Source organism: Sphingobium sp. RS1 (assembly GCF_056156825.1).
This window is the reverse complement of the sequence record NZ_JBLZXE010000002.1, coordinates 701,405-726,011: the sequence shown is the minus strand read 5'-3', so window position 1 is coordinate 726,011 and position 24,607 is coordinate 701,405. Positions and strand designations below refer to the sequence as shown.

22 protein-coding genes and 1 pseudogene are annotated in these 24,607 nt (G+C 60.1%); 12 read left to right on the top strand and 11 right to left on the bottom strand.

The genetic code is table 11. The features are described from left to right. Nucleotides 1-268: 268 nt before the first annotated feature. A complete protein-coding gene (locus tag ACNHGR_RS05140) occupies nucleotides 269-955 on the bottom strand; it encodes an MgtC/SapB family protein (protein WP_475284394.1) in 687 nt (228 codons plus the stop codon). Nucleotides 956-1,373: 418 nt separating this feature from the next. On the opposite strand from ACNHGR_RS05140, the gene ACNHGR_RS05135 reads away from it, so the two are divergent. The 4 genes from ACNHGR_RS05135 to istB all read left to right on the top strand — a co-directional run bounded on the left by ACNHGR_RS05135 (nucleotide 1,374) and on the right by istB (nucleotide 7,203). Further along, a complete protein-coding gene (locus ACNHGR_RS05135; protein ID WP_475284393.1) occupies nucleotides 1,374-1,895 on the top strand; it encodes a hypothetical protein in 522 nt (173 codons plus the stop codon). A gap of 773 nt (nucleotides 1,896-2,668) precedes the next feature. Next, entirely contained in the window at nucleotides 2,669-4,492 is a 1,824-nt protein-coding gene (locus tag ACNHGR_RS05130) for a sensor domain-containing phosphodiesterase (RefSeq protein ID WP_475284392.1), read from the top strand. 384 nt (nucleotides 4,493-4,876) lie between these two features. Then, entirely contained in the window at nucleotides 4,877-6,376 is a 1,500-nt protein-coding gene (istA, locus tag ACNHGR_RS05125; protein WP_475284391.1) for an IS21 family transposase, read from the top strand. Then, nucleotides 6,373-7,203, top strand: a complete 831-nt coding sequence (gene istB / locus ACNHGR_RS05120; protein WP_125946501.1) for an IS21-like element helper ATPase IstB — start codon at nucleotides 6,373-6,375, stop codon at nucleotides 7,201-7,203. Before istA ends, istB begins: the two co-directional genes overlap by 4 nt. Nucleotides 7,204-7,326: 123 nt before the next feature. Here istB and ACNHGR_RS05115 read toward each other — a convergent pair whose 3' ends face one another. The 7 genes and pseudogenes from ACNHGR_RS05115 to ACNHGR_RS05085 all read right to left on the bottom strand — a co-directional run bounded on the left by ACNHGR_RS05115 (nucleotide 7,327) and on the right by ACNHGR_RS05085 (nucleotide 11,125). Further along, entirely contained in the window at nucleotides 7,327-7,650 is a 324-nt protein-coding gene (locus tag ACNHGR_RS05115) for a PilZ domain-containing protein (RefSeq protein ID WP_475284390.1), read from the bottom strand. Between the two features lie 302 nt (nucleotides 7,651-7,952). Next, a pseudogene (locus ACNHGR_RS05110) lies at nucleotides 7,953-8,171 on the bottom strand (IS5/IS1182 family transposase); the annotation flags it as partial. Nucleotides 8,172-8,291: 120 nt separating this feature from the next. Beyond that, nucleotides 8,292-8,795, bottom strand: a complete 504-nt coding sequence (locus ACNHGR_RS05105; RefSeq protein WP_475284389.1) for a hypothetical protein — start codon at nucleotides 8,793-8,795, stop codon at nucleotides 8,292-8,294. 205 nt (nucleotides 8,796-9,000) lie between these two features. After that, nucleotides 9,001-9,441 carry a hypothetical protein gene (locus ACNHGR_RS05100; protein ID WP_475284388.1) on the bottom strand — a complete coding sequence of 147 codons (441 nt, stop codon included), beginning with the start codon at nucleotides 9,439-9,441 and terminating at the stop codon, nucleotides 9,001-9,003. Between the two features lie 65 nt (nucleotides 9,442-9,506). Then, nucleotides 9,507-9,851, bottom strand: coding sequence for a hypothetical protein (locus ACNHGR_RS05095; RefSeq protein ID WP_475284387.1), 345 nt, complete (start codon nucleotides 9,849-9,851; stop codon nucleotides 9,507-9,509). 65 nt (nucleotides 9,852-9,916) lie between these two features. Beyond that, nucleotides 9,917-10,495 (bottom strand): sigma factor-like helix-turn-helix DNA-binding protein, encoded by a 579-nt coding sequence (locus tag ACNHGR_RS05090; RefSeq protein WP_475284386.1) that lies wholly within the window; start codon nucleotides 10,493-10,495, stop codon nucleotides 9,917-9,919. A gap of 375 nt (nucleotides 10,496-10,870) precedes the next feature. After that, entirely contained in the window at nucleotides 10,871-11,125 is a 255-nt protein-coding gene (locus tag ACNHGR_RS05085) for a hypothetical protein (protein ID WP_475288493.1), read from the bottom strand. Between ACNHGR_RS05085 and ACNHGR_RS05080 the strand changes: the two genes are divergently transcribed. The 6 genes from ACNHGR_RS05080 (at nucleotide 11,051) to ACNHGR_RS05055 (ending at nucleotide 18,909) form a co-directional block, all read left to right on the top strand. Then, nucleotides 11,051-11,212, top strand: coding sequence for a sigma factor-like helix-turn-helix DNA-binding protein (locus ACNHGR_RS05080; RefSeq protein ID WP_475288322.1), 162 nt, complete (start codon nucleotides 11,051-11,053; stop codon nucleotides 11,210-11,212). The genes ACNHGR_RS05085 and ACNHGR_RS05080 overlap by 75 nt on opposite strands. After that, nucleotides 11,209-12,132, top strand: coding sequence for a DUF7146 domain-containing protein (locus ACNHGR_RS05075; protein ID WP_475284385.1), 924 nt, complete (start codon nucleotides 11,209-11,211; stop codon nucleotides 12,130-12,132). Before ACNHGR_RS05080 ends, ACNHGR_RS05075 begins: the two co-directional genes overlap by 4 nt. Further along, entirely contained in the window at nucleotides 12,129-14,147 is a 2,019-nt protein-coding gene (locus ACNHGR_RS05070; RefSeq protein ID WP_475284384.1) for a ParB/RepB/Spo0J family partition protein, read from the top strand. The genes ACNHGR_RS05075 and ACNHGR_RS05070 overlap by 4 nt, the downstream gene beginning before the upstream one ends. Before the next feature lie 122 nt (nucleotides 14,148-14,269). Then, complete coding sequence (locus ACNHGR_RS05065) at nucleotides 14,270-16,921, top strand: strawberry notch-like NTP hydrolase domain-containing protein (protein WP_475284383.1); 2,652 nt, start codon at nucleotides 14,270-14,272, stop codon at nucleotides 16,919-16,921. 267 nt (nucleotides 16,922-17,188) lie between these two features. Then, a complete protein-coding gene (locus tag ACNHGR_RS05060) occupies nucleotides 17,189-17,794 on the top strand; it encodes a hypothetical protein (RefSeq protein WP_475283829.1) in 606 nt (201 codons plus the stop codon). A gap of 32 nt (nucleotides 17,795-17,826) precedes the next feature. Further along, the gene (locus tag ACNHGR_RS05055) at nucleotides 17,827-18,909 is read left to right on the top strand and encodes an IS5 family transposase (protein WP_031309815.1); all 1,083 of its coding nucleotides are present in this window, start codon (nucleotides 17,827-17,829) and stop codon (nucleotides 18,907-18,909) included. 293 nt (nucleotides 18,910-19,202) lie between these two features. Here the strand turns inward: ACNHGR_RS05055 and ACNHGR_RS05050 are convergent, their stop codons facing one another. From ACNHGR_RS05050 to ACNHGR_RS05040, 3 genes are read right to left on the bottom strand one after another with little or no spacing between them, the layout of a single operon-like run. Next, entirely contained in the window at nucleotides 19,203-20,207 is a 1,005-nt protein-coding gene (locus ACNHGR_RS05050; protein WP_475283828.1) for a tyrosine-type recombinase/integrase, read from the bottom strand. Then, nucleotides 20,204-21,118 (bottom strand): tyrosine-type recombinase/integrase, encoded by a 915-nt coding sequence (locus ACNHGR_RS05045; RefSeq protein WP_475283827.1) that lies wholly within the window; start codon nucleotides 21,116-21,118, stop codon nucleotides 20,204-20,206. The genes ACNHGR_RS05050 and ACNHGR_RS05045 overlap by 4 nt, the downstream gene beginning before the upstream one ends. Then, nucleotides 21,115-22,323, bottom strand: coding sequence for a tyrosine-type recombinase/integrase (locus tag ACNHGR_RS05040; RefSeq protein ID WP_475283826.1), 1,209 nt, complete (start codon nucleotides 22,321-22,323; stop codon nucleotides 21,115-21,117). The genes ACNHGR_RS05045 and ACNHGR_RS05040 overlap by 4 nt, the downstream gene beginning before the upstream one ends. On the opposite strand from ACNHGR_RS05040, the gene ACNHGR_RS05035 reads away from it, so the two are divergent. Together ACNHGR_RS05035 and ACNHGR_RS05030 are read left to right on the top strand one after the other, a co-directional pair. Continuing rightward, complete coding sequence (locus ACNHGR_RS05035; protein ID WP_475283825.1) at nucleotides 22,303-22,539, top strand: hypothetical protein; 237 nt, start codon at nucleotides 22,303-22,305, stop codon at nucleotides 22,537-22,539. The two genes, ACNHGR_RS05040 and ACNHGR_RS05035, sit on opposite strands and share 21 nt — an antisense overlap. A 174-nt stretch (nucleotides 22,540-22,713) precedes the next feature. Next, a complete protein-coding gene (locus tag ACNHGR_RS05030) occupies nucleotides 22,714-24,594 on the top strand; it encodes a strawberry notch C-terminal domain-containing protein (protein WP_475284382.1) in 1,881 nt (626 codons plus the stop codon). Nucleotides 24,595-24,607: the final 13 nt, after the last annotated feature.

Sequence of the window (24,607 nt, the reverse complement as noted above, 5' to 3'; positions counted from 1 at the left end):
TCGGCGAATCTCTCCGCGAATCCAGGGGCAAAGCAGGTGTCAGATTTGGAAATTGATATTAAAAAAACGTTTACCACGATTATGGGGAACTTGAATTCGACCAAGGCGTATCATCGACGCGGCCTTATAGTTCGCCCTTCGATAGCCTCACCTCTCCCCCCGCGAGGTGAGGCACTTCGTTCGATCTTGTGGATCGGGTCCGTTCTTTAGCAAGCGAGGGCTGCAAGCTGGCGACGCGAGACTGCCGGCGCTGTGCGTGCCATTTTTGTCAGCTATCGTGGGGAAGATATTCAAAGCCGACGGCCTCGTCATCTGCGCGCAGATGGTCCATCAGCGTCTCTGCCATATCTTCTCTTCCACCAGATATCGTGCACGAAAATGCGATTTCGGCGTGATCCGCGCGTTGGCTGATTGCAGAAGGTTTGAAGCCGGCCGCAACGAGCTGCATGCGAAACGTCTCTGACGACCGGCCCGAGGTTCTGCGAAATCGCACGGACAGATGAGCGTAACTGCGTCGCGGTACAAGCAGTTCAGCTGCTGTCACAGCGGCGAGAACAGCAAGAGTTACGATGGTCCCTCCTATTGCAAGGCTGTAAAAGCCGACCCCGAATAAGATTCCAAGCGAAGCCGTCATCCAGAGCGACGCAGCGGTCGTCAGCCCTCGAACGTTGAATCCTTCCCTGAAAATGACGCCGCCGCACAGGAAACCGATACCAGTTAAAATGCCATGTGCCATGCGGACCGGATCAATCCGTATGATGTCGTGGGGCGTGTCTGTAAGCCAGCGGATTTGATGCACCGCGGCAAGCATCAGAATAGTGCAGGATAAACTGACGAGAATATGCGTTCGAAAGCCCGCCGGGCTGGCGCGATATTCCCGGTCCGCGCCGATCACTCCTCCCGCAGCAAGCGCGCCCAGCACTGGAAGAGCAAGGTCTGGATCGAATGGATTCATCTTACCGCCCAGCGATCATTGTTTGCGCAGCGCTTATCACTGCCCTGTTGTGCGAGCAAGAGATTGGCCGGTCGACAGGGCGTATAGGTTATTTCATATCCACTGTCTGGCAGAACAAGTCGTCGGCTTCGGTAAGTGTTTTTACAGGAGCGTCGACATCGGCAAGTTTGACATCGGCAGATAATTGCTGCCGGCGGTGTCGTCCGGAACAATCAGGACCGTGTTTCTTGCAGGGCCACGCGAGGCTTTCGCCGGTAGGATGTCGGACTTTTTCCTCAGATAGCGCGAATGTTTGATGCCATGGCGGTGTCGACAGACAAATGGATGTCGAGCGTCCCTGTTTAGCGGAACACGCAATGTCCCGCGTCGTTGGGGTTTAAGCCATCATGGCTACAAAAACAGATAGAGGATCGACAAAATGGTTCAAGCATCAGCGCTTTTCGACACCCATGCTGAGGCCGAGCGCGCCGTAGCCGACCTGCGGACGCTGGGAGTGGGGGACACCGACCTTTCGGTAATCGCCCATCATGGCGGCACCACGACGGCGCGATCAGGAGATGGCGAGATCACGGACGAACATCATCGCAACATTCTTCGCGGCATTCTGGGCGGCGGCGCTCTTGGGGCTGGCCTGGGTGTAGCGGCCCTTGCGATACCAGGCGTCGGGCCCTTGGCTGCTGCGGGCGCTATTGCCGCATCGGCCGTTCCTGAAGCCGTTGGTATCGGAGCTGTGCTTGGCGCGATCGGCGGTAGCTTGAATGAGGTCCTCACCAAGCATGGCGTGGAGGAAGAGGATGTCGCCTATTACAATGATGGCCTCAAGGATGGCAGGGTCCTAGTGACGGTAAACGACGCGGGGATCGACGGCGACCTTGTTCGCGATGTCCTTTACAGAAATGGCGGCCATAATGCCGCACAGGCCCGTGCTGCCACCCTATAAATGATAGCGTCCGGGAGCGCGTGTTCCCGGACGCACCTTGATCTGAATCAACCCCAAGTCTGCCAGTTCTCCGTTCTTCAGTAGGATCGGATCATGAACAAGGATAATGACAACCTGCCCCAACTATAGACGGGAAATAAGACATCGACCGATGAGATGCTGAGGGTCAGGCCTATCCATGATGCGATCGGAACTGACGGGAGCTGGCATGCCCTGAAAGGTGCGGGGCGGTCTCAGGAAGCGGGTCTGGGCGGGCGGAGCGTCGGTAGGCAAGGAAGATTATGACAGCGCCAGTGCGGGGCGCAGGGCAGTCTTCTAGGCAAAGGCCACACCGAACAAAAAAGCCCAGAAGATGATCCGGAAATGCCAGTAGGGGGGGGGGGCTGCTGCGAACCTTCCTCCGGGCAACTCGTCAATATAGCGCGGAGCATCAGGCGGCAAGAACGCTATCTTTAGCTGTACAAATCGTCCCAGTGTCCCAGGCCAAGGAGCTAAAACTCCACCGCTCTAGCCCAGCAGCACTTTATAAACTGAGATCCGTGTCGGCAACATGTGCTGGGATTGCCGCCTCATGTTGAATCTGAGTTGATGCGAGCGGTAGATAAGCTATTTCTAGAGCGCATAGGTCCTCAGCAACGTTATCGACATATTTATGATATTAGTTCAACCCGTTTTTACAGGAACGGCCGAACTATAAACCGTCGCACCGGTAGGATAACAAATTGTTACGTATCCAGAACGTAATATTGGAGATGGTCGCCAGGGGCGAGGACTTGGCAGCAACGGCGACGAGGCTGTGCCTTGAGGTAGAGGCCCTTGTGCCAGATGCGGCGTGCTCGATCCTGACAGTTGATGCTGCAGGACTGCTGCATCCGCTCGCGGCACCCTCCTTGCCGCCCGATTACTCGCGGGCGCTCGATGGTTTGTCGATTGGTCCTTCGGTAGGATCCTGCGGCACGGCCGCCTTCCTCCGGGCTGACGTTGCGGTCCAGGATATCAGAACCGATCAGCTCTGGAGCGACTATCGCGCTTTGGTCGCCCAACTCGACTATCGCGCCTGCTGGTCGACGCCAATCCGTAACGGCAAAGGAGAGGTTATCGGGACTTTCGCTTTTTATTATCGAGCGCGTCGGGGACCTACAAAATTCGAACGGGATATCGTCGAGGCATGCGCCAACCTCTGCGTCATCGCTTTCGAGCGCCGAGATCGTGTGGAAGAGCGTGAAAGGCTGGCGCGGATCGATGGGCTGACAGGCCTTCCCAACCGCAATGGATTCAACTCGGCTCTCGACGCCCTGGACTGTTCGCAGCCTGGCGCTTGGGCGCTACTGGCAATTGACCTCGATAATCTCAAAATTGTCAACGATACATTCGGGCATCATGCCGGCGATATTCTGCTGCAGGAAGTTGCGCAACGCATGGCAGACGCAGCAGCTCCTGACCGCACATTCAGGATCGGCGGGGACGAATTTGCCGTAATCGTACAGTCGCCTGCAGCCCTGCAGGATCTGGACGCTATGGCATATAGGCTCCTCGATCGCCTGTTGCATCCCGTTGGAAGTCTCGGCCACAGCCTTTATCCGCGCGCCACGATTGGCGGCGCTATCGTGTCTGAAGGCGATCTGTTGCCCCACAGTGTACGGCTGAATGCCGATCATGCCCTTTATCATGCCAAGGAAACCGGGCGAGGGGGATTTGTCCGTTACTGGCGCGGTCTGGGCACAGCGATTACGCAGAGGCTTTGTGCCATTCAGGAAGTAGGCGTTGCTCTGCGTGAGGGCAGGATCAAAGCTTATTACCAACCTGTCGTTCGCCTCGACACTGCAGAAATCGTTGGGGTCGAAGCGTTATGTCGGATGATCACGCCCGATGGCACGGTGCGGACCGCAGGCGAATTCCAAGAGGCGATGTCGGACATGGACATCGCCCAGGCCATTACCGATGTCATGCTGGAAAATGCTGCAAATGACGTGCGCCACTGGATCGACGAAGGTATCGCTTTTCAACATGTGGGGCTGAATATATCTTCAGCCGATCTTCACAGGGCCATGCCGATCCATGAATATCTTAGTGCCGGCTTTGCGAAGGCCAATGTGCCTCTCAAACACCTGATCGTCGAAGTTACAGAAGGCGTTTATCTGGATGATCGTGATGACGATGTCGGAGCTAAAATTGCGCAAATTCGACATCATGGTCTCAAAGTTGCGCTCGACGACTTCGGTACGGGCTTTGCATCGCTCACCCACCTTCTGACGGTACCGGTGGACATCATAAAAATCGACCGGTCGTTCGTTGCGGGCCTTAAAAATAGCACTCCCAGTTCGGCAATCGTGGAAGGGCTTTCGCTCATCGCCCAGAAATTGGATGTTCGCCTTTTGGCCGAGGGCATTGAGACGGAGAGCCAGGCGCGTCATCTACTGGCTTTGGGGTGTCGCATTGGACAGGGATTTCTTTATTCCCCAGCAGTCCCCAGCGCGGAAATGACTAAGCTCCTTCATCTCTATGCGCAGGGGTCGGGTGCGTGCCGCACCATTGGAGCTCTTTGGCGGCATACGCCTGACGAAATGCCGAAAGAACGGGCAATGGGAACCGAATGATAAGCCGTCCGAAATATGACTAAAATTGCTGCATGATATTGAGAGTGAAAGCTACGTAATTGGCTGGCTCTGCGGGCTGCGCAAAATCTACAGCGTCGTTCTCCCATCGATAGTCAGGCTTGCATCGGTCATATGCTGCTGACGCGTCCCGGATAAGATAGAAGAGTTGATGATAATCTGCTCTGACGCAATCAAAGGGATTGAAGTGACCCGCTGCCGCGGGAGTCGGGTGGGTCTTGGCCACAATAGCCTCCTGATGAGATGGCTTGGTTCCTGGTGTGCAGGGCGGTGACAAACCAGGCCAATGGAGCGCCGGCAAATTGCTGAGCGCGGCGGAGTAAAAACCAGCCATTGGTAAGGTTGCTCTTTTTGGAGCGGCCGGGGATGTTTGCCGTGGAGAGCTATGCAGCGGTACGCCGCTTTGTGTTTGTCGAAGGGAACAGCCAGCGGGAGGCAGCGAAGGTTTTCGGCCTGAGCCGAGAGACGATCGCGAAGATGTGCCGTTTCTCGCTGCCGCCTGGCTACACGCGCTCCAAGCCTGTCGCCAAGCCGAAGCTAGGATTGTTGCTGCCGGTGATCGACCGGATACTGGCTGAGGATTACGTCGCGCCGGTCAAGCAGCGGCATACGGCCAAGCGGATTTTTGAGCGGTTGCGCGATGAACATGGCTACGGCGGTGGCTATACGGTGGTGAAGGATTACGTGCGGCAGAGCCGTGTGCGCAGCCGCGAGACCTTCGTGCCGCTGGCGCATCCGCCAGGGCACGCTCAGGTGGACTTTGGCGAAGCGGTGGGCGTGATCGGTGGAGTGCGGCAGAAGGTGCATTTCTTCTGCATGGACCTTCCGCAGTCGGATGCCTGTTTTGTGAAGGCCTATCCTGCCGAGACGACGGAAGCCTTTCTGGACGGACATGTTTGCGCGTTCGCCTTCTTTGGCGGGGTGCCGCTCTCGATCCTGTACGACAATACCAGGATCGCGGTCGCCAAAATCTGCGGGGATGGCAAGCGTGAGCGTACCCAGGCCTTCACGGGGCTGGTCAGCCACCACCTGTTTGCCGATCGCTTTGGCCGCCCAGGCAAGGGCAACGACAAGGGGAAGGTCGAAGGGCTGGTGAAGTATGCGCGCTCGCACTTCATGGTGCCGATCCCGCGCGCGGCGACCTATGACGACTTCAACGCAGAGCTGGAACGGCGGTGCCGGGCCCGGCAGGAAGAGCGAGCCGGGCGCCACACCGAGACGATCGGGGAGCGACTGGCGGCAGATCTGGCGGCTTTGCGCCCGCTGCCCGCCGGCACGTTCGAACCATGCGAGACCAAGGGGGCACGCGTCTCCTCGACCGCGCTCGTGCGCTACCGCACCAACGATTACTCGGTGCCGACCTGCTATGGCTTCCAGGACGTCGTAGTGAAGGGCTTCGTCGACCGGGTTGTCATCCTGTGCGGGGGCGAGGAGATTGCCCGTCATCCGCGCTGTTATGGCGAGGCCATGTTTGTGGCAAACCCGCTGCATTATCTGGCGCTGATCGAGACCAAGCCAGGCGCGCTCGATCAGGCCGCCGCGCTTCAGGACTGGACCCTGCCGGAGGACTTCCAGCACCTGCGGCATCTCCTTGAGGTGCGGATGGGCAACAAGGGGAAGCGCGCGTTCATTCAGGTCCTGCGCCTGCTTGAGGCAATGCCGATGGAGGTGGTGACCTTCGCGGTGAAAGAGGCCATCCACATCGGGGCTATCGGCTTCGATGCGGTCAAGCAGATCGCACTGGCGCGGATCGAGCGTAGACCCGCCCGGCTCGACCTGGAAGCGTATCCCCACCTGCCCAGGATGGAGGTCAAGACCACACGCGCTGCCGACTATGCCAGCCTGCTGCCGGGGATCGCTGCATGAGCCGGGCGGGGGATGACAAGATGCCCATCGGCACGACGGCGGGCACGCCGCAGGTGCTGCTGGCGCATCATCTCAAGCAGCTCAAATTGCCCACCGTGCTGCGCGAGTATGAGAAGCTGGCCCGGGAATGTGCGCGCGATGGCGTGGATCATACCCGCTATCTTCTGCGCCTTATCGAGCTGGAACTCATCGACCGGGAGCGGCGCACGGTGGAGCGCCGTATCCGCGCCGCCCGGTTCCCGGCGGTCAAGAGCCTGGACACCTTCGACTTCACGGCCATCCCCAGCCTCAACAAGATGCTCGTGCTCGAACTGGCGCGTTGCGAGTATATCCTGCGGCGGGAAAACATCATCGCGCTGGGCAACAGCGGGACAGGCAAAACCCATGTAGCGCTCGCCCTGGGCTTGGCCGCCTGCCAGAAGGGCTTCAGCGTCCTGTTCACCACCGCTGCCGCCTTGGTGAACCAGTTGATGGAGGCCCGCGATGAAAAGCGGCTCCTGAGGATGCAGCGCGAACTTGCCGCCGTAAAACTGCTGATTGTCGATGAACTGGGCTATGTCCCGCTCTCGCCGACGGGGGCCGAACTGCTGTTCGAAACCTTCTCCCAGCGCTACGAGCGCGGCTCCACGATCGTGACCTCAAATCTACCCTTCGAGGACTGGACCCAGGTTCTGGGCTCTGAGCGGCTGACTGGCGCGCTCCTTGATCGCCTTACCCACCACGTCAGCATCCTGGCCATGAATGGCGACAGCTACCGGCTCAAGCAGTCTGCCCGCCGCCGCCGCACCGCCGGGGCGGACCAAAACCAGGCCACCACGCCCGACTGAACTGCCGAAAACGGCCAATATGCAAAGGGCCCCGATCGGGGCCCTTTGCATATCATCCGCGCCACATTCACTGGCCTGCTTTTACTCCGCCACGCTGGCCTAAAATCCGACCGCCGTTGACAATTACCCTTTGCTGAACTTACCGCGTGCTGGACTGGATTGCCCTCGCGATTTTGCGTCCAGTAGATCGATGTCGGAGGCAAACTGTAATCCCGCCAGTTCATCCCTAACCCAGACGGTTGTGGCCGCAATTTCTGCCAGGCGTCCGATGTCGAGCAACAGCGTCTGTCCAACCTTCAGATGTCCGGCGCCATCGATGCAAGCGCCTCCTGAAGATATGTTTCGCACGCGATGCACCGACGGCTCGGCGACGATGAAGCCGCTCGCCGTTCCCAAAAGGAACACGCTTTCACGTGGAGCTACACGGCGATTGATCCGGTTACGCATATCTATTTCTTACCGGTAAAGGTTTACCGATTGATTGAAAAGTTGCACAGCTGCCGTTACCGGCGAGAACTTGAGCCTTTTGATAGATGAAATCAAGCTGGTGACCGAGTTGGATCGCGCTGCACTATTTTCGGGTTGAGATTTGCCCGTCGTGACTAAACAGGTCGCAGGCGTATAATTTTTTGTGCAGTACGCTGCCGGAGCTAATGCAGGGGCCTAATTCTTGACCGCGAATCAAAAAAGCTCCGCGTGTTTCTTTCCTCGATGTCGACGGCGATGTGTCGCTTGCGCCCGACTGTCTACTTTCCAGCGGCAAATTCGCGCTTTTGCGCCGAGGGCGCCTCTACCGACTGGCTGTCAATCACCGCAGCGCTCGGACTGGCCCCTCGCAGCTGGCGCTCGCGATCGAGCATCCGTTCGGTGTCGTGGATCGTCCGAACCGGGAACGGGCGCGCCAGTTCTCAACACCAGCCATAGATCGTCTGGGAGGCACCCAAATGGACCGGCAACATGCGCCACCCGCTTCGTCTTTCGGGCAATCTTGGCCATCCGGCACCGGCTTTGCTGCGTCCACATGCAAAAGCCCGGAACAGCCGCATACCAACTTTGCAACTCCCGCAGCTGATGTCCCAAACGGCCTCTCAGGCTTTTTGCGGCCGACCAAGATCAAACTGGCGTGAGGCGAGAGCTGGCTGCGGATTCCTCGACGGATATCCATGGGAGCCAGACAAAAGAGCGGGGTTTGTGGGGAAGGGCGCAACCCCGCTGGCAATCAAGGCCAGGTCTGGCTCCACCGCAAAGATTTCTATAAGCTGATCGAGCATCGCCTCGACGGTTGCTCGGCCTTGCGGACTTATGAGTACCTGACTCCGCCGGCGGTCGCGGACAGCCGTCTCCCGCGAGATCATTCCTTCTCGCTCCATGATCTCGATCTTACGAAGGGCCGTAGATACCGGCACATGTGCGAATAGGGAGAGCGACCAGGAATAGGACGACCGGCCTTCGTTCGTGGCAACGAACAATTCCAGCAGCATGTCCAATATCGGACTTGAGCAAAAGCTATAACCAAGGCGATCGCCGACCACCTCCCGGGATGCGATCAGTTTGCGGCACATTTGCAGACGGGCGCGTGTCATATGGGGCATTGACCTCACTCCTATCCTCGAAATTGCTGTACCGGCCTCCGACCTGGCGTCGTAAAGCCGCGGCGGTGTGTCAGAAGATCATTATCGACGGCTTCGCGCTTTATCTGGCGCATCCGCTGGAGCAACAGCCGGTGCTGCAGACAAGTCGCTAGGTCGGATTCGACCACGATATGCAGCCTGGCGGCGAACCTCGCCGACCGGGCGCTCATCCTTCCGGGCTGGATCTCCATGGCGCATCCGAGCCAAAATGTTGCAGGCGCCTGCGATGCCGCCACGTGCCAGCGATCAGGAGCCCTTGCACGATCCAGCTCCAAAGCCCCGCCGCGTCGATATAGGCTTGTGGGACGACGTCGGGCACGACTGAGCGCGTGAGATGAACAATCGTTTCCGCGCCTAGTATCCCCGCAATCCAGATGGGCCAAAAGCGTGTGCTGCGTGTGGCAAGAAGCAGAAACACCCCGACCATCACGATATCCACGGCGAGGATGCCAGCTTCAAATGCGCGGAACCGCAGCGGTCCATTATGGGCAGAAGCGATACTTGCCACGACACCGAAAGCCAGGGTGGCGGCCGCGATCTGTTCGGGCCGACCACCCCTGACAAGAGCATAGAGCGTGCTCAGGATCAAAAGACACACGAAGATCATTTGCCTGGTCATCGCCCAATGTGAATAAAAATGTTTCGTTTAGTCAACAAATTAGCGTCGCTTTGTTACGCGGCGAGTCGCTGGATGTCCGTGACCGTCTGCCGACTTTCGGCGACCTTGAACACATCGCCATAGGATTGCGGGCCAAGACCGATGTCGTCGCTGACCTGCTTGAGCATGTCGTGGGTGGTCACGATCTTGTCGCGCGTCCGGGCAACCAGGACGATGGCGTCGGCGCAGGTGCGGAACGCATCCTGGCCAATGGAGGCGGCAAGCCGGCCGTCCAGCCGCGCCAGGGGCAAGGCGGCATTGAGTTCAGCGATCCGAGCTGCTGCGAGGTCCAAAGCCTCCTCGGCGGCATAGAGCCGCTGTGCAATGGAGTGGGCGATGGCGAGACGTTGCTTAGGCATGCGTTTTCCTTTCCCGCGCCCACAGCTGTGGAGCGGTTGATATGTTCGGGCTGTGGAAAGCCGCTCTAGTTGCGGGCGAAACTGCTCAGCGACGAGAGAAGCGATGCGGCAGAGCCGACGGACACCAAGGACCAGGCGCTCACCACCGCAAAGACGATCATGATATAGAATTTGTTCAGGTCATTGCTCTGCCTCCTGGAAGAGCGGATCGGCAGCAGGCCAATCAAGGCAGGGACGTCACGCCTCAGCAGTTGGAGTCGCTGAATAGTTGAGACGTTCCGATCAAGATCCGACTGCGAGTCCGCGTCGTTATCGTCGAGACCAGATGGCCCATCTTCCGGCGCTTCAAACATTCTGGTTGTTTGATTACCCAATTTTTGGGGGGGTAGTTCAGAGGGGCTTGAAGCCTCCTCAAAAGTGCGAACGATCCTGGCAACGTCGAACCTGTCCATGTCGCCAAACAAGACACGAACCGCCTGAACATGCTTGTCCACGGTGTTAGGCGCTATCCCCAGACGTTTTCCAATTTTCTTTGAGTTCAGATTTTCTGCAACGAGCAGCATGCATTGCCGCTGTCGGAAGGTAAGAGCCGCCACGGCATCGCGATATTGTTCAAGTTCGGCGGGGATTGGATGCTCTGGCATGTTGACGCGACCCTTTGCCAAGGGGCCGTCACCGCTTATGCATACGCCGGACGGCGACCCGTTGTGATGAGAAACGATTGTCACCAAACCGAAATGTGAAATCAACCTTTGACGGAAGCTGGCCGCCAGGCGTGACATTTCGGCAACGCTGCCACCGCCTCGCGGATATTCGTCCTGTCAGCCGACCCTGGCGGTGATGCTCGATGTGGAGGGGAGGGGGGAGGAAAGGTCTGCGCTTTTTTAGGCCACATTCCTCTCCTTCCAGCTGGATCAGTCACCATGGTCGATAAAAGCCGACCGGCCCGTAGGGTCGCTTGCCTCATTCTGAGCCGATTATGGCGCGGCGGCGACACCTTCTTGGCCCATCAGATGCAATCATACGTCGATAGAGTGCAAGGTTCGTCGGGCCTGTTCCAGGATAACCCATTGGATGCCGACAGCTTGCTTCAGGGGGTGGGCCCCGATGCTTCGCATGTGTGCAGCGTCGATTTTCGGCACCGGAGGGACCTCCAACGTCTGGGTCAGGCTGATTTTGCGCTCGGCGCGATTCGCGACATGAAACCGCTGACCCGGCTCATCCTTGTCCTTGCTGTCTCTCACCGCATGTCCGTCGATGAGATCTCCCAACAATTCGGCGTATCTCCATATCGCGTTCGCCGACACTTGCATCGAGCCGTCAGGGGCATCGCGGCAGGCCGCGAGCGACCCGGATCATGACCATCGATCTTGACCTGGCGGGCCAGCGACTTGCGCATCAATTGGGGGGATATTGGTCCAACGGGCGGGGCATGTGCCGATGTCCTGCTCATGCGGACAAAACGCCGAGCCTTTCCGTGAGGATCGGTAGGTCGACCTTGCTCTTCAAATGCTTTGCTGGCTGCGCCATCGAGGACATATTGAAGGGCTTGCGCCGCGAGAAGTGCTTGACCCCGACCGTGCCGGACGGCGCTACGGGGCCGATCAGGCGTTTGGCTGACAGCCGCGGGGCCGCGTTGCGGATCTGGGGTGAGGCGGACCCTATCGGTTCGACACCTGCAAGTTGCTACCTGGATGGTCGTTTGATCGCCCTCCGTCCCCCTGCGCTGCGCTTTCATCCAGCCACCCCATTGGGTTCCGGCGGGATGGTTCGCTACCTCCCAGCGATGATCGGTGCGGTCACCCACGGTCGGACCTTTTGCGGCATCCAGCGGATATTTCTTCAGCCCGATGGGCGGCCAGCCCCAATCGAGAAATATAAGCGAAGCCTCGGGTCACTGGGCTGTGGCGCCGTCGCGCTGGCGCCGGCAACAGATGTCCTTGGAATAGCCGAAGGCATAGAAAGCGCATTATCCGCGTCCATGCTGCTTGGCATTCCGGTATGGGCAACGCTCGGCGCCGAGCGATTTCACAAGATGGCGATCCCGCCGCACGTGTCGCGTCTGATCCTGTTGGCCGACAGGGATCAGGCCGGCAAGCGAGCGGCGAAACGGGCATTGGACGAGCGGGCGTCGCAGGATCTGAAGGTCGTCACGCTTTGGCCGCCTGCGCCCTTTGGCGACTGGAACGAGGTGCTTCAGGCAGGAGGGGAGGTGGTGAGGGAAGTGCGCGGCTCGCGGCCTGATGGTCAGGGCGCGCCGCGCGTTGGAGAATGTTCATGACCCAGACCCAGCCACTCCTCTATGTCGCGGCTTCCAAGCTCTCGATCGCGCCCAGCAATGTGCGCAAGCGCACCGATCCGGTCGAAGATGCTGAACTCAAGGCCACCATCCTTGCCTGCGGGATCATCCAAAACCTCGTTGGCATCCCTGTTGCTCGCAAGAAAGGGGAATATCAGATCATAGCGGGTGGACGACGCCTCACCCAGGTCCAGGCGCTCATCGCCGAGGGCCAGTTGCCGGATAACTATCAGGTTCCGGTCATGGTCCTTGCCGATCGGGGTGGCGCGACCGAGGTCAGTCTGATCGAGAATTTTACCCGCGCCAATATGACGCCGGCCGAGGAATGCCGCGCCTTCCAGGCGATCATCGCCGATGGAAAGAAAGCGCCGGCCGATGTCGCCAAGTGTTTCGGGCTGACCGAGCGTTTCGTCCTGGGGCGTCTGCGCCTCGCCAACCTTGCCGAAGTTGTCTTCGATGCCCTCGCTGATGGGGCGATCACACTCGATGTGGCCAAGGCCTATGGCAGCATCAGCGATACCGCGCGCCAGGCGGCGGTCTTCGAGGAATTGCAGGGCGGCTATTATGGGGGCAACTCCGGCGAAATCCGCCGCCGCCTCGTATCAGGCGTCTACCGCGGCAATGATCCCAAGGCCATTCTCGTCGGCCGCGAGGATTATCTTGCCGCCGGTGGCCGCATCGAGAGCGATCTGTTCTCCGACAGAGAGAACGAAAACTGGATCGATAGCGAGATCATCGATCGGCTCGTCGAGGAGCGGATGGAAGCGGCCGCTGAGGCGTTCCGAACCCGCGAAGGTTTCGGCGAGCTCAGGGTGGTGTGCCAAACCCGCGTGCCTTATATGGAAACGATGGCGCTCGACGAAGTCGAAGGGGTGCCACTGCCGCTCAGCCAGGAGGAAGAGGAGCGGCAGCGCGCTATCGAAGTCGAGCTGGAATCGATCGCCGACAATGCCGATGAAGACGGCTATTCGGACGAGGAGATCGAGCGGATCGAGGCTCTTGAGGCCGAGCATGAATCTCTCGACGATCGGCCCGCCGAACTCAATGCTGAGCAGAAGGCCGGGTCCATCGCCTATCTGGTCATCGGTGAAGATGGGGTGCCCCGGCTGCACAACCAGTTTTTCGCCATCCCGCAGGAGCCCGGTGAGGATGAAGCGGACGTTGAAGCAGTTGAGGGCGCCGAGCCTGAAGATGCATCCGCGCAAGAGACCGGGTCTCGCTCCTCGATCAGCCAGCGGCTCGGCGACGAGCTGGCGATGATGAAAACCGAGATATTGCGCGTCCATGTCGCGAGCGATCCGCATTTTGCGCTCGACCTTGGCACCTTCATCATGGTCGATACGGCGGTTGGCTATCGCTACGATATGCCAAGCGACCTGCGCGCGCCTGCACAGAGTTCGCGCAGCCCCGGCTTTGAAAGCGATACGCCTGCCGCGCAAAGCTGGGCGGAGATCGAGAAGGGCCTAGATCGCGGCTGGACCAAGGCGCCCGATCTTGTCGGACGCTATGATGCCTTCTGCGCATTGGACGACAATGCCCGGGCGGCCTGGCTGAGCTGGGCGGTGGCTCGGACGCGTCATGCCGTTCCTGCAGGGGGTTCGGGTTCTGCGCTCCTCGACCATATCGGCCGCAAGATCGACATCGATATGCCGGTCTGGTGGCGTCCGACCGCAAGGCGCTATTTCGATCGGATCAGCAAACCGATGATCCTGGAGCATTTCGAGGAGGTGGGCGGAGCTGAACTGCGTAGTCGATACAGCGCATCGAAAAAGCATGATCTCGCGCTCTCGGCCGAGAAGCTCTTCACCGGCCAGATCATCGTCGAGGCGGAGGTGAAGGAGAGGGCACTGCTCTGGCTGCCCGAGGCGATGACCTTCGGCCACATGACCGACGAAGAGGCAGATCAGGACATCGTTCAGGACCAACCGCTGGAGCAAGGCACCGGCGAAGAATTGGTCGTCGACGAGGACGACACGGACATTGCTGACGCCGCGTGAGCGCTAACACGGGGCGGGGTCGGCCGCTGTCGACCCCGCCATCCTCCTTTCAGCCTGATGACCTGACCATGTCGCATGGATCGCTCGGTCCGTGCGCGCCCCATTTTTGCAGGAGCTTCCGAATGACCCATCCGCTTTTCGCCGCCCTGGACGCCGGCTCCGATCCGCTTGATCAGAAAGTCTGGACCCTGGGGGCCGTCGCACAGTCTCTCGCAGAGCTGATCGTTACAGGCCAGCCCGTCACGCGCGCTCGGCTGTCACGCATGATGGCTGACGATTTCGGTGGCAGCGACGCTGACGGACGCTGGACGTTGCGCGAAGCCTATGACGCTCTGGAGATCGCTCAAGTCGTCGCTCTTGCGCGATACGACCTCCCATCCTTCGATCCGGCGAACCCGGCCGCGGCCCTGGCGGCGCTTGGCGACCTTTCCCAGCGGCTTCCGACCCAGAGCTTTCGGTCCGAGCGGCAGGTCGAGATGCAGCAATTCTCAACGCCGGCGCCGCTCAGCTATCTTGCAGCTCTGGCGGCTCAGATCACCTCAGCGGACACAGTGCTGGAACCGTCAGCGGGCACTGGGCTTCTCGCCGTCTATGCGCATGTGGCGAAGGCCCGCCTCATCCTCAACGAGCGCGACCCGGTCCGTGCAGGTCTGATCGGGCAGGCACTATCGACAGGCGTTACGTGCCATGACGGAGAACATATCGACGACCTTTTGCCGACCGATCAAAGACCGTCGGTTGTCCTGATCAACCCGCCGTTCGCCCGCAGCGAGGCGCGCGGTCGCGATCGTCACGCCGGCGCCCGTCATCTGCGTTCGGCTCTCGCCCGCCTTGCTCCTGGTGGGCGATGCGTCGCCATCATGTCGCCGGCGTTCGCCGACGGGGGCAGCGGCGAGGCAGGCTACCAGGCAGTTTCGGCGCTGGTCCTGCCGCGTGTAGAAATCACGATCCAGGGTCGGCCTTTCGCCAAACATGGCACGACGATACCGGTGCGGCTCATTGTCTATGAGAAGGGTTGGACCGGGACTGCGGAACGGTTGACCACGCCGGATGTCGAGAACCTACTGCCCCTCGTTCTGGCGCTGCCCAGGCGTCTGGATGCCGCCGCACCGGCGCAGGTTGCCGCCCCGATGGCGGCGCTTGCCCGAGCGCCGCGCAAGCCGGCGATACCCTCGGTCGGCAGGCCGCTCTTCACCGCGGCGAAACTGCCAACTGCGCCCAAACCGGCGGTTCGAACGTCTCCAACGCTCGACTCCACCGTGGAATTGCTGAGCTGCGATGTCCTTGATACCCCCCTGCCAGCCGAGGAGCAGATCGGCATCTACGTGCCTTGGCGTCTTTCGCGCATGGCGATCCCTGGCGCGAAGCCGCACCCTGATCAGTTGGTCGAGTCGATTGCCATGTCGTCCATTCTGCCGCCGCGGCCTGCCTATCGGCCGATGTTGCCCCGCTGCGCGGTCGCCGCTCTCTCCGACGCCCAACTAGAAACCATCATCTATGCAGGGCAGGCGTTCGAGCGCGATCTGCCGGGGTTGCATGCGCCCAATGAGCCGGGGACGCTGCTGGCCCCAGATGCCAACGGAAGGTCCTATCGCATGGGCTATTTCATCGGTGACGGGACTGGCGTCGGCAAGGGGCAGCAGGTGGCCGCCTGCATCATGGATCAGTGGAGCCGGGGATGTCGCAAGGCGGTCTGGATTTCGAAGAGCGCGGCGCTGATCGAAGATGCCCGCCGGGACTGGTCGGCGCTTGGCGGCCTGCCCATCGATATCCAGCCGCTCGATGCCTTTCCGTTCGGAACGCCCATCACCATGGAAAGCGGCATCCTGTTCCTTACCTATGCGACCTTGCGGTCCCAGCGTCACGATCAGGCCTCCCGCCTGTCGCAATTGCTGGCCTGGCTGGATGAGGATTTTGAAGGGCTCATCTGTTTCGACGAAGCGCATGAAATGGCCAATGCCGCCGGGACGGAAACCCAATTCGGCCAGCAGAAGGGCTCAGAACAGGGACTGGCAGGTGTAAGATTGCAAAATCTGCGACCCCGCGCCCGCATCCTCTATGTCTCGGCCACCGGCGCGACCGATCCCGCCAATCTCTGCTACGCCATTCGTCTGGGTCTCTGGGGACCGGGCACGTCCTTCGGCGATCGGGCCGAGTTCATGAGCGGGATCGAGAAAGGCGGCATCGCCGCGATGGAGATCGTCGCGCGGGATCTCAAAGCCCTTGGGCTTTATACCGCCAGGGCGCTGACCTTCCGTGGCGTTGAATATGAGCCGCTCGAACATCCGCTGACGCCCGAACAGATCGATGTCTACAATGCCTATGCTGACGGCTGGGCGGTGATCCACAGCAATCTCGACGAAGTGCTGGCGCTCACCAACATCGTCGATCGCATGGGTGACAAGGCGCTCAACGCACAGGCCAAGGGCACGGCGCTGTCCCGCTTCGAGAGCGCCAAGCAGCGCTTTTTCTCACAGCTTCTGATTGCCATGAAGGTGCCGACCCTCATCGCGTCGATCACGAGCGAGGTGAATGCGGGGCATCATGCCATCGTCCAACTGGTCACCACAGCCGAGGCGATGCTGGAGCGCAGGCTCGCCGCTCTCACCGCCGAAGAGCGCGCCCACCTTGATATCGAACTCTCGCCGCGCGAGTTCCTCTTATCTGGATCTCCGGATAATATGTATTCTTTGCAGTCGAGATTTATGTCGAGCGGTTCGCGCGCAGGCGCGGATTTGCGGGATGAGGGCATCGATTCTACTCCAGATAATTAAAATGACCCCAGCCCCAACAAGCTGGAGGAACTGCTATGTTGCTTGGAGCGATCATTCGACGGGATGACAAATGCGCTCCTTGTTTTGTGACCCGACATGGGCTAGATATACCTGAGCGCTTGCTGGCACAGCGCGGCTACGGCAGGCTCAGTGATGGGCTTCGAAGGGGTGATCCCAGCCAGAATTCATCGCAACGATCGATCCGTCGATATGCGGGAGTGAAGAGCCGTACGTGACTCCTGCATTGTACGACTGGAGGATTGTACGATGTCGCGTTCCAAGCGCCCCAAAACGTATGCCCAGGGAATTTTTTCGGAGCGTGCAGCGCAACTGGAGAAGGCTGTCTCCGAAGTTTTATCCCGTCCCGAATACCAAGACCTGTCGGCCCCTAAGTACACGTGGTATCGGAAGGCTATCGCGCAGGCTGCCGGTTATCGCAGCCTAGCGGCGGCAGAACGATCATTGAAAGAATCCACCGATAATGCGGGTGTTTTCTCGGGATTAAAGTGCGGGGATTTAAATTACGAGTCTCGTTTGAGCACTGTACTCTATGAATTGTACGGCGCGTCCTTTTCGGCGGCTGTTGCTACAGTACTCGACATGGGCAGCAGACTCGAAAGTGGTGGAAGGATATTGCCGACGATCACTGTGACAAGCCGCAACCCTAAAGGACTTTTCGGACCGGTGAGTTCAGCCAACTTTTCGCCATTTTCCCGGAACGAGAAAGCGACCACGGCGGGAGAGAGCCCGGAAGTGAGAGCGGACTTGGACGACTTCTTCATCAGGGTCGAAGGTAATCTCGAACCGAGAGAAACGGATTTATCAGCCAGTTGGACACCTCGAAAAACTCTGGCGTTTGATCGGCGGATTTGATTCACTTCGTCGGCGATGCGTAGGAGGCGATGATGGCAAGTCAGCCTGGTTTCTTCGATCTTTCGGACCGGTACGATGCGCTGAGCGCGGCGGGCGATCCGCTGGAGCGATTAGCGGCAGTTGTGGATTTCGAGGTTTTCCGTGGTCCGCTGGTGGCAGCGCTTCGTCGCTGCGTTCGCGGCAAGGGTGGGCGACCGCCCTTTGATCCGGTGCTGATGTTCAAGATTCTGGTTCTACAGGCGCTCTATTCGCTGTCGGACGAGGCCGCCGAGTTTCAGATCAAAGACCGGTTGTCATTCCAACGGTTCCTGGGCCTTGGGCTCGATGGCACCGTGCCGGATGCGACCACGGTGTGGCTGTTTCGGGAACGCCTGGTAAATGCCAAGGCCATAGACAAACTTTTCGCTCGCTTCGACGCTGCCCTCAAGGATCGGGGCTATCTCGCCATGGGCGGGCAAATCATCGACGCTACGGTCGTGCAGGCACCCAAACAGCGCAATACCGAAGCGGAGAAAGCAGCGATCAAGGAAGGCGGCGTGCCCGAGGGCTGGAAGCCGGCCAAGACCCGGCAAAAGGACCGTGATGCGCGCTGGTCGATCAAGTACAGCAAGGCCAAGATCAAAGAGGGCGCCGATCCCAAGGCGGCTAGGCCGGTCGATCTGGCCATCCCGATGTTCGGGTACAAGAATCATATCGGCATCGACAAAACCCATGGGCTGATCCGCACCTGGGATGCCAGCGCCGCCAATGCCCATGACGGCGCACGGCTGCCGGTTCTGATCAGTAAGGACAACACTGCCTCCGGCGTCTGGGCTGATACCGCCTATCGATCCAAGAAGAACGAGGCGTTCCTGGCCAGTGGCATGTTCACCAGCCACATTCACCAGCGGCGTAAACCGCGGCGAGCGTTGCCTGAGCGGATCGCCAAGGCCAATACCCGGCGTTCCAAGATCCGCGCCCAGGTCGAGCATGTGTTCGCCGGGCAAAAGAACCGCATGGGGCTGGTCGTGCGCACCATCGGCATCGCCCGCGCTACCATCAAGATCGGCATGGCCAACTTGGCCTATAACTTCCAGCGCTTGGCCTGGCTCGAAGGGCGAACTGCGCCTGCTTGATATGAACCAAGCGCCACCGACGGTAAATCCGGCCACTGCGGCACCGGCAATATCGAAATCACCGACAAATACGCTGCAACATCACTCCTTCCACGCCGCCTCAATCCGCACCGTCGACCCTACACGCAAATCCAGCGGTTCTTCGAGGTGTCCAGTTGGCGAGCGCCGTTTATGAAATCAAAGAAATATTAGGCAAGTTTTCTGCCTCATCAATGAATTGATAGATCGCCGAGTAGATGTGACAAATACAACTACTCGGCGATGGGTTTCTTGCTGAAATCGGAGTGCGATCATCAGCACCGTTTCCTGATATCGTTTAGCATCATGATCAGCGGATCAGCTGGGGGCCTGAACCGGCCTGGCTTGACCATCGGCGACCCGTGCGCGGCGAGAATCTGCAGCTTCTCTTCAGGATCGGCACGCAGATAGGCTTCCGTGCTCTGGATGCTGGCGTGGCCGAGCCAGAGCGCGACTTTGCGGATGTCGCCAGTCGCGGCGAGCGTGTGCATTGCGCAGGAATGCCTCAGCACATGGGGCGTGACCCGCTTGCGTAACAGCGATGGCTGCTTCTTCGCCGCCGTGGCGACATGCGTGGCCAGCCTGAACGCAAATCCATCGCGCGTCATTGGTTTACCCCCGGCGTTGAGGAATATCTCCATCGCTTGACATGCCGGCCTGACGGCGAGCCAAGCCCGCAATACTGCCTGCGTCTCGCGCCACAGGGGCAGGACACGCTCGCGTCGGCCCTTGCCAATGATGTGGACCGTTGCGAGCGAGCGTTCCGGAAAGTCCTGCATCTGTAGCGACAGCAACTCGGCGACCCGCAGACCGCCGGCGTAGGCGAGGTGCAACATGGCGCGATCCCGGGTGCCCAGGCGAGACCGGGGATCGGGTGCATCGAGCACCGCGGTGATCTCGTCCCGTGTCAGATAATCGATCAGGGTCGTGTCGGTTCGCTTTGTCGGCACGGCGCGAACACGCAGCGCGAGATCAAGGCAGGCTGGGACGCGATACTCGATGTAACGGAAGAACGCCCGGATCGCCGCAAGCCGAGCGTTGCGGGTTCTGGGGCTGTTTTTACGTGCATCCTCTGCGTGGTCGAGGAACGCCATGATAAGCTCGGGATCGAAATCCTCGATCGCCAGGTCGGTAGGTCGCCGCTTAAGGTGGTCGGCTGCGAACCGGACCAGAAGCGCGAAGCAGTTGGCATAGGTCGTAACCGTATGCCGGCTGACATTGCGCTCCTTGGGAAGATGATCACGCAGGAACGCGGCGAGATGGGGGGCGAGCGCGGTCATGCTGCATCTCCCAGGAAAAGCTGCTCACCTGCGACGGCGATGTCGCGAAGGAGGACAGGCGTTGCTTCGAGATACCAGTATGTGTTGGCCACATCGGTATGGCCCAAGTAGGTGCTGAGCGCCGCCATATGATGCCGGATCGCCTCCCGATCGCGCGGGCAGGACTCCAGTGACCTAACGGCGAAGGTGTGCCTCAGGTCGTGGACGCGAATGCCCGGCGTTCCGGTCGGCCCGCGGAAACCCAGCTCGCGAGCCAATCTGACGAAGACGATGTGAACGACGGTCTGGCGCGGCGCGCAGCCTCTCGTGGTAACGAACAGATCATCGCCACGGGCGTTCAGCCTTCCGCGGATGTCCAGATACGTGTCCAGAGCCTCCCGGGTCGATGACTGGATCGGCAAGAGGCGTTGCTTGCCGAACTTGCCGTTGCGGATGATGAGGCCATCGCTGACCACATCGTCGCGTTGGAGTGCGAGCGCCTCGGATATCCGCAGACCCGTCGTCGCCAGCAGGCCGAACAGGTAGTGGTAGGTATGCGGGCTGATCTTGCCTTTGGGCGGAAGATCAAGGGCAGCCTGCATGATCGCTCTGAGTTGCTCGGCCTCGATGATATGTGGCGTCGGACGGCGTCGCTTCCCTCTCCCGAAGACGCCTGCTGGCGGCACTTGGTGCTGCCGATCCTCGGCATGGGCATAGAGACAGAAGCGGCGCAGATGATCGAACCTGTCCCTCGCCACGTTCTGGGAGCTGGCTGACCGGCACCAATCGTAGAGCCGCTCGACTGTGACGTGCCGATCGCCAAAACCGTGAGCATAGTTGGCGAAGAGTCGGAGGAACCGCTCCTGGACGTCAAACTTGCGGCCGAAACTGCGATGCAATGCGACATACCGCTCGATCTGCGTGTTCATCATGCCGCGTCTCCCGGCCAATCCTGGGCGACCTTGAGCAGCATCGGGACGTCGACCTTGGCGTAGATGGCGGTGGTCGCCGGGGAACGGTGGCGCAGGATCGTGCCGACCGACTCAAGGCCGGCGCCGGCGCGCAGCATCCGTGTTGCCAGCGAATGCCGGAAGGCGTGGGCGCCCGTCGGCACGCCCTCGATGGCGCCCCGATCGAATACACGCGATACGATGCCGGCGATCTCGGCCGACGAACTGAACGGCCGGAAAGGAGGTTGCACCCGAATGAACAACCGCTCCTCGTCGATCGGCGGACGAGCCCGCTCAAGATAGTCGAGGATCGCATCCCCGGCATCCTGTGGCAGCGGTAGGCGGTCGGGCCGTCTGCTCTTCCCACTCACCCGAAGATATCCGTCGTTCCAGTCGATATCGGTCAAGCGCAACTGGCAGATATCGCCAGCCCGCAATCCGAGCCTGGCCAGCAGCAAGATGATGGCCTTGTCGCGGATCTCCACCGCGGTATCGGTCTGGCAGGACGCAATGATCTTCTCGACCGTCGCATCATCCATGTAGCGTGGCAGGGTGCCGAGCCGATAGCGCCTGATGGGCGGAAAGGCATGCTGGAGCGCCGGCTCGCACTCGCCGCGCGAAATGAGGAAACGCACGTAGCTCCGCATGATGCCTGCAATGGTCGAGGCGGAACCCGGCGCCTCGGCAATGCGATGGCTGACGATCCGTCTGATGATGCCCGCGTCCAGTTCCGAAGGCCTGGTCAGTTCCGGAAGCCAGTGCTTCACCTCTCCGCAGTAGCGCCGGATCGTCTCGGCAGAGCTGCCGCAATGGGCCTTCAGCCATGTCTTGTAGGCGGCCAGATTATCATCCTGGTGATCCCGGTAATCGAGTTGCGAGAGAATGTTCCGATCGCGAAGAAACCCAAGGAAGCGCCGGGCTCCTTTGCTGCGGCGAAGCGGCCCATGGTGACCGACGAGCGTCCCGCGCTTGCGGTAAACCGGGCATCGACAATCGTGGCCGGCATACTGGGCAACATGTTCGTCTCTGACATCTTCCCAGCGCAGGCGGATGACCCGGACCCAGGCGGCAAAGTGCGCCGCCTCCGATCGATAACTCTTGATGCTCGCAGCGCTGTAATGCTCCTGCACGAGGAATGTCGCGAAATCCGCCAACAACGTGTCCAGATGATCGATATCATCGGGCACGGCGACGATGCCCTGATCCTCCAGGAAGCGAACGAAGCGGCGGACCTTGCTGGTGAAGGTCGGCCGGTTGGGCTTGTGACGGGAAAACCCCTGACAGCGACAGCGATGCTTCTCGAAACGTCGGACGACAGCGTCATCGACCGTGGTCACCGCGATGCCCTGCTGCTCGATCCAGAACAGGAAATGGCGAGCGGCCGCTTTGTAAAGCGCTGCTGATCCCGCCGCACTCCCCAGAAGAGAAGAGTGGAAGGCGGTGGATAGAGCATCTGAGGTGGGAGCGTCCCCCGTCCAGGGTTTGGGCCGTCCGTATGAAACGACCGTCTTTGGCAACGTCATAGTTCCTCCAGCTTGTTGGGGCTGGGGTCATTTTAATTATCTGGAGTAGAATCGATGCCCTCATCCCGCAAATCCGCGCCTGCGCGCGAACCGCTCGACATAAATCTCGACTGCAAAGAAGCGATGATCGACTATCTGAAGTCCGCCTTTCCGGTGCGGATGATGAAAATCATCAGGGGCGCCGATGAAGCAGAGCGGTCCGAACTCATGGTGGATGAGGGCGGCAATCCCGTCTTCTGCCAGCAAGCGCTGGCGCTCCGCGATGAAATGATCGAGCAACTCTGTGCGCTGCCGCCGATCGGCTCGGCGCTCGATGAACTGATCCGTCACTTCGGAACGGATAGGATTGCCGAGGTCACGGGAAGAAGCCGCAGGCTGGTCGTCGACGCAGCCCGGCGACAGCGGGTCGAGAGCAGGGGCGCCCGCAGCAACATTGCCGAAGCAGAAGCCTTCATGTCTGGACACAAGCAGATCCTCGTCTTCTCCGATGCAGGAGGGACGGGGCGAAGCTATCATGCCGATCGGAATTGCAAATCCGCCGATCGCCGCCGCGTTCATTTCCTTCTGGAGCCGGGATGGCGGGCCTCCAACGCCATTCAGGGGCTCGGGCGATCCAATCGGACCAATCAGGCAAGCGCGCCCATCTTTCGTCCCGTCACGACCGACTGCCGGGGCGAACGGCGGTTCATCAGCACCATTGCCCGAAGGCTCGATAGTCTGGGGGCGCTCACGCGCGGGCAGCGCCAGACCGGCGGGCAAAATCTCTTCGACCCTTCCGACAACCTTGAAAGCGACTATGCCCGCGACGCCCTCAACCAATGGTATCATCTCCTCTATCGCGGCAAGCTCGCCAGCACGTCATTATCTGCCTTCGTCGCGATGACCGGCCTCAAGCTTCTCGACAAGGAAAGCGGCGGGCTGCTCGATGACCTTCCTCCGATCCAGCGCTGGCTCAATCGCCTGCTGGCGCTGCGCATCGAAACGCAGAACGCGATATTCGAGGAATATATGGGGCTGATTCAGGCCAGGATCGACGCCGCACGGGAGGCCGGAACACTTGATGTCGGCGTGGAAACGATCCAGGCTGAGCGCGTGATCCTGCTTGATGAGCAGATATTGCGCCGCGATCCGGTGACTGGCGCTGAAACCCGCCTTAGCCGCTATGAATTGCATCATCGGCGACGCGCAACGACGCGGGCTCGCCTGATGCGGGAGTGGGGCGAGACAGGGTTCGTCATGCTCCGCAACGGCAGATCCGGACGGGTCGCACTTCAGGTGCCAAGCTGGAGCATCATGGACGGCGAGGGCAATGCCATCACCATGTGGCAACTCGTGAGGCCCACTGGACGGGAACGCATCCGTGACAAGGCCTTGCATGAAAGTCACTGGGCTCCGATCGAAGGAGCAGCCTTCGAGGCAGCATGGGATGCCGAGGTCGAAGAGGCGCGCGAGCACATCGATATCGAGACCATCAATATCGCAAATGGCCTGCTGCTGCCGGTGTGGAACCAGCTGCCCGATGACGACATGCGCGTCTGGCGGGTGAGCGACAGGCAAGGCAACTCCGTCCTCGGACGCATCATCTCGCCGATCGGCATCGAAAAACTCTCCCGCAGCTTCGGCGTGGAAATGGCAATCAAGCTTTCGCCAACCGAGATGATTGCGGGCGCCCGCAGCACTGAGGGCGTGGTGATCCCAGGCCTTGACGGCGCGAGACTGATCTCGGTGCATGTCAACGATGCTCGCCGGCTGGAGATCAGGGATTTTCCTCCCGCCCGGCGCGATTGGCTCAAATCCATAGGCTGCTTTACCGAAATTATTGCCTACAAGACGCGGCTTTTCATTCCCGCGGACCGGGCAGCCGGCATCCTTGAGCAGATCATCCGGACCGGGGCGCAGTGGGACAAGCTCGTCGATCTCAACGCTGCCGCCTGACCGTCCGGTCGCT